Source organism: Paenibacillus pasadenensis DSM 19293 (assembly GCF_000422485.1).
Lineage (GTDB): Bacteria > Bacillota > Bacilli > Paenibacillales > Paenibacillaceae > Paenibacillus_O > Paenibacillus_O pasadenensis.
Window position 1 is genome coordinate 36,203 of the sequence record NZ_KE383849.1, and the last position, 8,785, is coordinate 44,987.

Here is an 8,785-nt window from a genome sequence, read left to right on the forward strand (position 1 = left end):
GTGCGGCTACGCATAGTTCTTCCGCGCGTAGTCGTCTGTTCTGCGCTGACAGCAGAGGCTGCGCGGCCAACAAAAAAACCGCCGCCGGCCATAGGCCGGCAGCGGTTGAACAAGCAAGCGACGAAGAGGGAGCTGACAAGCCCTCGCTGACGCCCGTGCCGACATCGACGCTCAAATCGACAATGACGCGGTAGCGCTCGCCAGACTCCGCCAGCTACTTCACGACCGCGCAGCCCGGTCCGAGCAGGCTCTCGATACGCTCGATCAGCTCCGGCGAAGGCTTGACGCGGTAGCGCTCGCTCAGCGCCATCGTGCGTGATTCCCGCTCGTAAAAGAGCACGGTGCCGAGAGGTCCCGCATGCTCGGCCAGGAGCGTCTTGAGCTGCTCCAGGACGACGGGCGTCTCCCGATCCGCCTTGATTTTGAGGTACAGCCGCTGCGCGGCGGCGGCACGCGCCGGCGTGGACGCCGTCGCGGCCGGGCGCTCCGACGGAGCGCCTGCCGGCTGCGCCGCGACGCGGCGGCCAGCTGGCGCCGAGGCTTCGCCTGCTCCCGCCGCCGACGCAGCGCCGGAGCGCCTCGCCGGCGGCGATGCCGCGCCGGCAGCCGGCGCCTGCGCCGCGCCCGTGGCTCTGCCCCCGGCCGCGGGCGCGGCGCCGCCGGAGCGCGGCCGACGCGCGCGCGCCTGGCGGCGAAGCCGCTCGACTCCGGAGCGCAGCTCGGAGTCGTCGAGGGGGACGAGGTCGTCGACGATCAGCTTGAAGTCCTCGTCCCCTCTCTGCACGGAGGCCTGCACGACCGCCAGGCCGCCGGCAGCGACGCGTTCGCCGAGCTTCGCCCAGGCGGACGGGAAGAACACCGCTTCGGCGCGGACGATGCGGTCCTCCACCTCGGCGAAGGCCATCGGCTGGCCTTTGCGCGTGCGCAGCGTCTTCACGGAGACGATCCGCACCGCCGTTACGGCCGGCGTCCCCTCCGGCGCTTCCTCCAGCTCGACGAGCCGGTCGAGGCCGAGCTCGCCGAGCCGCTCCTCCGCCGCGTCCAGCGGATGGCCGGACAGGTAGAGCCCGAGCAGCTCCCGCTCGAGCTCCAGCAGCTGCGTCTGCGAATAGGGCTCCACCTGGGGCAGCTCGATATCCCAGTTCTGCACCTCCTCGAAGCCGAACAGCTCGATCTGCAGCTCCTCGCGCTCCTTGCGCCATTTTTGCGCCGCCTCCACCGACTCGTCGAGCGCGGCGAGCTGCTGCGCGCGATGGCCCGGCAGCGACTCCAGCGCTCCCGCGCCGATCAGGCTCTCCAGCACGCGCTTGTTGACGACGCGCAGGTCGACGCGGCGACACAGGTCGATGAGGCTGGCGAACGGCCGGAGCGCCGCCTCCCGCCGGATCGACTCGATCGCCTGCGTGCCGACGTTCTTGATGCTGGCGAGGCCGAAGCGCACCGCCTCGCCCTCGGGACTGAACGTGACCGAGCTGCGGTTCACGTCCGGCGGGAGCACCTCGATGCCCATGCGGCGGCACTCGTCGATGTACTCGCCGGTCTTGCGCTGGTTGCCCGTGACGGAGGCCAGCATCGAGGCCATGAAGGCGACCGGGTGATGACGCTTCAGCCAAGCGGTCTGGAACGCGAGCACGCCGTAAGCGGCTGCATGCGCCCGTGGGAATCCGTAGTCGGCGAAGCGCAGGATCATGTCGTAGACGCGGTTCGCCTCTGCCTCCGCGTAGCCTTGGCCGAGCGAGCCCCGGACGAAGGCGGCGCGCTGCTCGTCGAGAATTTCCCGTTTCTTTTTGGACACGGCGCGCCTCAGAAGATCCGCTTCCCCCAGACTGAAGCCGGCCATCGACGAAGCGATCTGCATGATCTGCTCCTGATAGACGATGATGCCGTGCGTATCCCTCAGGATCGGCTCGAGCGAAGGATGCGGGTATTCGACCTGCTCCTTGCCGTGCTTGCCCGCGATGAAGCGGGGGATGAACTCCATCGGGCCGGGACGGTACAGCGCGAGCACGGACACGATGTCCTCGAAGCCGCTCGGCCGCAGCTCCCGCAGCACGCGCCGCATGCCCGCCGACTCCAGCTGGAAGATGCCGGTCGTATCGCCGCGTCCGAGCATCTCGTAGGTCGCCGGATCGTCGTCCGGCACCTCGCGGAAGTCGACCGTCCCGCCGTCCGGCCGCCGGATCCAGTCGAGCGTCCGCTCCAGGATCGACAGCGTGCGCAAGCCGAGGAAGTCCATCTTGAGCAGGCCGACGGCCTCGACGTTCTCCATGGAATACTGCGTCAGCGCGGCCGCCTCCGAGCCGCCCTGCAGCGGCACGTAGTCGGTCAGCGGACGGCCGGAGATGACGACGCCCGCCGCGTGGGTGGAGGCGTGGCGGGGCATGCCCTCGACCTTGAGCGCGGTGGCGATCAGCTCGCGAGTCCCTTCGCGCTCGGCGTACTCCCGCAGCTGCGGCACCGAGGCGATCGCCGACTCCAGCGTCGTGCCGGGATGGCCGGGGATGAGCTTGGCGACGCGGTCGATGTCGCCCGGCGGCACGTCGAGCGCCCGCCCGACGTCGCGCACGGCGGCCTTGGCCGCGAGCGTGCCGAAGGTGATGATCTGCGCCACATGGTCGGAGCCGTACTTGCGGCTGACGTAGGCGATCACCTCGTCGCGCCGCTCGTCGTTGAAGTCGATGTCGATATCGGGCATGCTGATGCGCTCCGGATTGAGGAAGCGCTCGAACAGCAGCCGGTGCTTGAGCGGATCGACGTCGGTGATGCGCAGGCAATAGGCCACGAGGCTGCCCGCCGACGATCCCCGTCCGGGGCCCGTGCGGATGCCCTGCTCATGCGCGTAGCGGATGAAGTCCCAGACGATGAGGAAATAATCGCTGAAGCCCATCCGCTCGATGACGCCGAGCTCGTAGCGCAGCCGCTCTTCGGCCTCCGCCAGCCGCTCGCCGGACTCTCCGTACCGAGCCTGCATGCCCGCGAGGCAAAGCCGCTCCAAATAATGCGCGGCGCTCAGACCGTCCGGCAGCGGCCGGTATTCCGGCAGCGCATGCACGCCGAGCGCGAGCTCGAGCCGGCAGCTGTCGGCGATGCGGGCCGTATTGGCCAGCGCCTCGGGCAGATGCGGGAACAGCCGCGCCATCTCGTCGGCGCTCTTGAGATACATCCCGTCCCCATGCATGTGCAGCCGGTCGGGATCGCTCACGCTCTTGCCCGTGCCGATGCAGATGAGCACGTCCTGCACGGCCGCGTCCTCCTGCCGCAGGTAATGCACGTCGTTCGTGGCGGCCAGCGGGATTCCGGTCTCCTCCGAGAGGGCGATCATGCCGGCGACCACCTTTTTTTGCTCGGCCATGCCGTGGTCCTGGATCTCCAGATAAAAGCGGTCGCCGAACGTCTCGCGGTACCGCAGCGCGGCCCGCCTCGCCTCCTCCGGACGGTCATGCAGCAGATGCTGCGACACCTCGCCCGCCAGGCAGGCGCTCAGGCAGACGAGTCCCTCGGCATGCTCCCGCAGGACGTCGTGGTCGATGCGCGGCTTGTAGTGGAAGCCCTCGAGATGGGCGATGCTGCTGAGCTTCATGAGGTTGCGGTAGCCGGCCTCGTTTTGCGCGAGCAGGATCAGATGGTAGATCGGATTGTCCTTGCGCGTTCCCTTGTCCGTGCGCGAGCCTCCCGCCATGTACATCTCGCAGCCGATGATCGGCTTGATGCCTCGCTTCACGCATTCCTTGTAAAAGGGCACCGCCCCGTACATGACGCCGTGGTCGGTCAGCGCCAGCGAGTCCATCCCGAGCTCCGCCGCCCGCGCCGTCAGGTCGCGGATCCGCGCCGCTCCGTCCAGCAAGCTGTATTCGCTGTGCACATGCAGGTGCACGAATCGTTCGCTCCCGCTCATCCCGCCCCTCCTTCCGACGCCGCCCCGCCGCTGCGCGGACCGTCGCCCCATGGCTTCGGCTCCGGCGGCGCCCTGGGGCACATCTGTTCGCTCTTTCTTTCTATCTTATCATAAAAGAGCGCCGCAGTCCCATACAATGGACAAGGGAAGCCATTCCCATACTCCCTAGCGGAAAGGTGAGGCGGATGCGGAGCATGAACCTGATCCTGAGCAAGGCCCTGATCGACTTCTTCATCGCTTTCGGCGTCGTCGTCGGAGGCTCGCTGCTCGCCGGCATCGGCTCGGTGCTGGCCTTCTCCCCGCCCAGCGCGATGATGCTCGACACGGCGGACCGGCTGAAAATATGGGCGCTCGTCGCGGCCGTCGGCGGCACGATCGATCCGATGCGCGTCATCGAGAGCCATATGATGCACGGCCAGCTGTCGCCTGTCGCCCAGCAGCTGCTGTTCATCCTGTGCGCCTTCATCGGCGCCCATGCCGGCACGGAGCTCATCCGCCTCGTCTGCCGGGGATCGGGGTGAGCGCGCGCGATGCGAATTCCTCCGTTCGAGCGCTTCGTCCGCTTCACGCAAGGCGTCGGCCTCGTGCTCGCCGGCATGGTCATCGGGGCGGCCTTTTATCATGCTTTGTTCCAAGCGCAGTTCGACCGGGCCGCCAACCAGATCGGCAAGCTGGAGGATCAGCTCAACGAGCGCGACAACGACCTGAGCAAGCTGAACCAGTTCAAGGAGCAGCACTCCGTCATCAAGACCGTCCAGATCCGCTTCGAGGAAAGCTCCGACGCGGCCGGGCTCGACGAGCCGACGAAAGCCCGCCTCAAGGCGATGCTGCACAAGGATCTGCTCGTGCTCGAGGGCCAGAGCATCTATGAGATCGACCGCGAGTCGCGGCTCGCGCGCGAGCTGCTGGCGGGCAAGGTGTACCGCGACAAGGACAAGAGCTTCTCGCTCGAGATCAAGACCGTGCTTGTCGTCGACAACAAGCTGCAGGTGTGGGCGAGCATCCGCCGCCGCGGGCCGGAGATCAGCAGCAGCGCCGAGCCGGAGGACTAGCGCGGGCCGGGATAGCGTGAGCCGGACGAGCCGCAGAACCAGCATGGACCGGAAGAAACGCAGGGCTGGCGCAGGCCGGACGAGCCGGTCGAGCCGGTCGGACGGCTTCGCCGAGCGGAGCTTTTATGATACAATGGCGCAAGGCGGGCTGGCTCTCTCCGTCCTCTGGCGGCGATGCACGTCTCGCATCCAGAAAGACAAGATCTGCAGCCGCGATGCGCCTTTGCATTTGCTTGTCTTTACCAAAACCCCCGGGCCTGCCGCCCATTCCAAAGGAGAAATCTCGGCTCTATGAACGACTCCGTCGCCTGGCTGCAATGGGTGCTCATTGCAGGCATCGTCCTCAGCTGCACGCTCTCGGTGCTGAACAGCTTCCGCTCGCGCCGCACCAAGGACGCGAACCTCAAGATCCTCTACGCCGCTCAGATGAACATCAGCATGGGCACGATGCTCATCCTGATCGCCCTCATCCAGATGTTCCTGTACGAGGGCTCCACGATCCGCGTCATCGTCGGCGCCGTGTTCATGCTGCTCGGCCTGTTCAACATCTTCGCCGGGCTGCGCAACCGCAGCATCATCCGCGGCGTCATCGCCCGCGCCGCCGAAGGCAAGTCCCGCTGACGCTGACATCCAGCCGCTGCCGCGCCCCCGAATCCGGCCTGTCCGGACGGGGGCGTTTTTCGGTTTGCCTTTTTCGCCGCCAACGAAAGAACGCGAGTCGTCGTTTTTTCCCCCGATCCGTCACTAAAATTTCACCCCAGCCGATGACGTCCATAGCCTGAAAGAGTCATGTCCTGCTCGCCTTCAGCCCCTATACTGGTTCAGTCATGATTCAATTCAACCAGGGGGAGTCGTTTCGAATGAGCACTCAGCTTGCAGGAGCAACGCCGGGAACGAAGGCGCGGCAGAAAGGATTGCTGCCGGCGCTGTATCAAAGCGTCTGGAGATGGCATTTCTATGCCGGGATCATCTTCGCGCCGTTCCTGATTCTTCTCGCCGTCAGCGGCGGAGCCTATCTGTTCAAGCCTCAGATCGAAGGCCAGCTCTACAAGGATCTGCTGACGGTTCGAGAGGTCGGCCAGGTCCGGATGTCGCCGGACGCCTTGTCGGCCGCCGTGCGCAAAGAGAACCCGGGACTTGCCATCCAATCGCTAACGCTGCCGTCCGACGCGCGATCCACGGTCAAGATGAGCGTCGTTCAGGGAGGCGTGCCGACGACGCTGTACGCGGATCCTTATACGGGCAAAATCGCCGGAACGCTGGATTCCGACAAGACGTTCTCTGCCGTATTCAAAAAGCTGCACAGCCAGCTGCTTCTGCCGGGAACGCTGCCGAACCGCATCGTCGAGCTCGCGGCCTGCTGGGGGCTCGTGCTGACGGTGACCGGCTTGTATCTATGGTGGCCGCGCGGACGGTTCAGCGTCTGGGGCACGCTGCTGCCTCGCCTCGGCAAGCCGGGCAATCGGCTGTTCTGGAGAGACCTGCACGCCGTGCCTGCGTTCTGGCTGTCGATCCTCATCCTTGCCCTCATCCTCACCGGCTTGCCTTGGTCGGGCGTGCTGGGCGGCCAGATCGACAAGGCTGCCAACGCGACGAACACGAACAATCCGCCTTACGCCTACTCGTTCATGGGCGCGCCGGAGTCGGTCACGCGCGCCAAGGACATCGCCGCGGACTTGCCCTGGGCGGCCGAGAGCCTGCCCGTGCCGGCATCGGCGCCAGGCGGCTACGTGCCCATCACGGTGGACGAGGTCGCCGGCATCGCCGACCGCCAGCATGTGCAAAGGCCGTATACGATTACGATGCCAAGCGGCGAGACAGGCGTATATACGATCTCAACCGCCGATGCCAAGCCATGGGATTCGGCCACGCTTCACGTCGACCAGTACAGCGGCACCGTGCTGACCGATGTCCGCTATGAGCAATACGGCGTCATGGCCAAGCTGATCACGCTCGGCATCGCCTTCCACGAAGGGAAGCTGTTCGGCATCGCCAACCAGCTGCTCGGCCTGCTCGCCTGCCTCGGCCTCATTCTCATCTCCGCCGGCTCGTACGTCATGTGGCGCAAGCGGGCTCCAGCCGGCAAGCTGGGCGCTCCGAACAAGCCGCGGGAGAAAAAAGCGTCGATCGGCGTCCTGATCATCATGGCCGTCCTCGGCGTGCTCATGCCGCTCGTCGGGCTTTCGCTGCTGGCCGTGCTCGCGCTGGATTGGCTCGTCATTCGCCGCGTGCCGGCGCTGCGCCGCTGGTTCGCGGTCTGAAAGGGAGGTCGACGACAATGAAACGAAATCGGATCGCAATCGCCGCCAGCGCGCTGCTGGCCGGCGCATCGATGCTGCTCGCCGGCTGCCAGGCGGACACTTCAGGGCTTGACGACAAAGGCTTCAAGCCCCATCTGACCGTCGATCTCCAGCTGCCGGAGCAGCTGGAGCAAGGCCAGGAAGGCCGCTTCGCCATCGTCGTGAAGGAGAACGGCGAGCCTTATGACGGCTTTTATCAAGCGCGCTTCCAGCTGTGGCCCGAAGACGGCTCGTCCGCTCCGGTGACCGCGCAGGCCGAGAAGACCGCGCCCGGAACGTATTCCTTCGTGCAGGCCATCGGCCCGGAAGGCGTCTACCGGATCAAGTTCAGCGGCGTCTCGGCCGACTACGAGATCATGCCGTCCAAGCGCTTCGCGATCGGCTCCGAAGCCGTCGAGGCGCTGGCCGAGATGGAAAAAGCCGGCGCCGCTGCGGCAGTTCCGGCTCCAGCCGGACATCATCACTGAGCGGCGGATCGACGCGGAACGGGCGGGAATCCTCGACACCGCACGGTCCGGCCATCCAAAGCCTGCCTGCTTGGCCTCACAAGCCAGGCAGGCTTTTTTTAGATCAGGTTACATCGTCCTTCCATGCGGGAAGCCAGTAGCGGCAAACTCTCGTTCCTTTCTGGACGGGAACCAGCCATCCTTCTGCTGCCAGCTTCCTCATGTACCGCTGGGCCGTTTTTGTATGAATTCCCAATTGCTCAGCTGCTCGATGCGGATATAGATATCCGTCCGTTCTCCGGGCAACCTGCAGCAAGCCAGCCTCAATGGGAGAGAAGCGACGCTCGGAGCCGGATGAAAGGTCAAGTCGGGACAGGATGGCTTGAAGAAGGCTTTGGACCAGCTGCGGCTCGGAGGCAAGCGCGTCATAGGGAACCGACACCGTCCGGTAGCCGAGTCCATAGAGATTCATTTCCCTCAGCAGCTCCCGGGTGTACTTTGTGCGGTCGCTCTGTTGGACATGCGGGCCGTAGCCCTTGATTTCGAAATTCAACCGGTATGCGCCGCGAAACCAGACAAAATCCAAAAAGCTAGGCGAGCCTCGCCAGTCACGCACCTCATATTCCGGATGCAGGCCGTCAAAATGGCCGAACATAGGCCACCAGACACGCTCGAGAAAGAGCCTCTCCCCATGGCCGTGTCCTCTTAGCAGGCGATCCTTTCTCTCTCCGGATCGAGACTGGACATGCTTTTGAAGCCATAAAGCGTGAGCCGATTGAAACTCAGCGAGTCCTTTCATGACGCTCCTCCTTTTCAACAAAAAACGTCCTGTTTGATTGCCCCTCGCCCATCTTAAATGGGGAAGGCAATCGAACAGGACGTTCTTCGTCACGGTTATTCTTCTATGGAAATACTCTACCATTTTATGCCGGCTTCGGCAATAAGAACAACCAAGGCAATTTCAGCTCCCTTGCGGCGTCGACTCGGCTGGTTGCGACCAGCCAAGGCACTCTGGACTCCCTCGCGGTGTCGACTCGGCTGGTTGCGACCAACCAAGGCACTCTCGACTCCCTCGCGGCGTCGACTCGGCTG

The 8,785-nt window shown here is 65.1% G+C and carries 7 protein-coding genes; 5 read left to right on the forward strand and 2 right to left on the reverse strand.

Features of this window, described 5'->3' with window-relative positions; translation table 11 throughout:
• Window positions 1-214 precede the first annotated feature (214 nt).
• A complete protein-coding gene (locus H582_RS0114490; RefSeq protein ID WP_028599095.1) occupies window positions 215-3,895 on the reverse strand; it encodes a DNA polymerase III subunit alpha in 3,681 nt (1,226 codons plus the stop codon).
• Window positions 3,896-4,089: 194 nt separating this feature from the next.
• Between H582_RS0114490 and H582_RS0114495 the strand changes: the two genes are divergently transcribed.
• From H582_RS0114495 to H582_RS0114515, 5 genes are all read left to right on the forward strand, one after another.
• The gene (locus tag H582_RS0114495; protein WP_028599096.1) at window positions 4,090-4,416 is read left to right on the forward strand and encodes a YtrH family sporulation protein; all 327 of its coding nucleotides are present in this window, start codon (window positions 4,090-4,092) and stop codon (window positions 4,414-4,416) included.
• Between the two features lie 9 nt (window positions 4,417-4,425).
• Window positions 4,426-4,947 (forward strand): sporulation membrane protein YtrI, encoded by a 522-nt coding sequence (locus tag H582_RS27710; protein ID WP_052333282.1) that lies wholly within the window; start codon window positions 4,426-4,428, stop codon window positions 4,945-4,947.
• A gap of 291 nt (window positions 4,948-5,238) precedes the next feature.
• On the forward strand, window positions 5,239-5,568 hold the full coding sequence (locus H582_RS0114505; RefSeq protein ID WP_043111396.1) for a YtpI family protein: 330 nt from the start codon (window positions 5,239-5,241) through the stop codon (window positions 5,566-5,568).
• A 239-nt stretch (window positions 5,569-5,807) separates the two neighbouring features.
• Window positions 5,808-7,208, forward strand: a complete 1,401-nt coding sequence (locus H582_RS0114510; RefSeq protein WP_084137322.1) for a PepSY-associated TM helix domain-containing protein — start codon at window positions 5,808-5,810, stop codon at window positions 7,206-7,208.
• A gap of 17 nt (window positions 7,209-7,225) precedes the next feature.
• Window positions 7,226-7,714: a FixH family protein gene (locus H582_RS0114515; RefSeq protein WP_028599099.1), complete on the forward strand. Its 489-nt coding sequence runs from the start codon at window positions 7,226-7,228 to the stop codon at window positions 7,712-7,714.
• Window positions 7,715-7,817: 103 nt separating this feature from the next.
• Here the strand turns inward: H582_RS0114515 and H582_RS0114520 are convergent, their stop codons facing one another.
• Window positions 7,818-8,492: a hypothetical protein gene (locus H582_RS0114520; RefSeq protein WP_028599100.1), complete on the reverse strand. Its 675-nt coding sequence runs from the start codon at window positions 8,490-8,492 to the stop codon at window positions 7,818-7,820.
• Window positions 8,493-8,785: the final 293 nt, after the last annotated feature.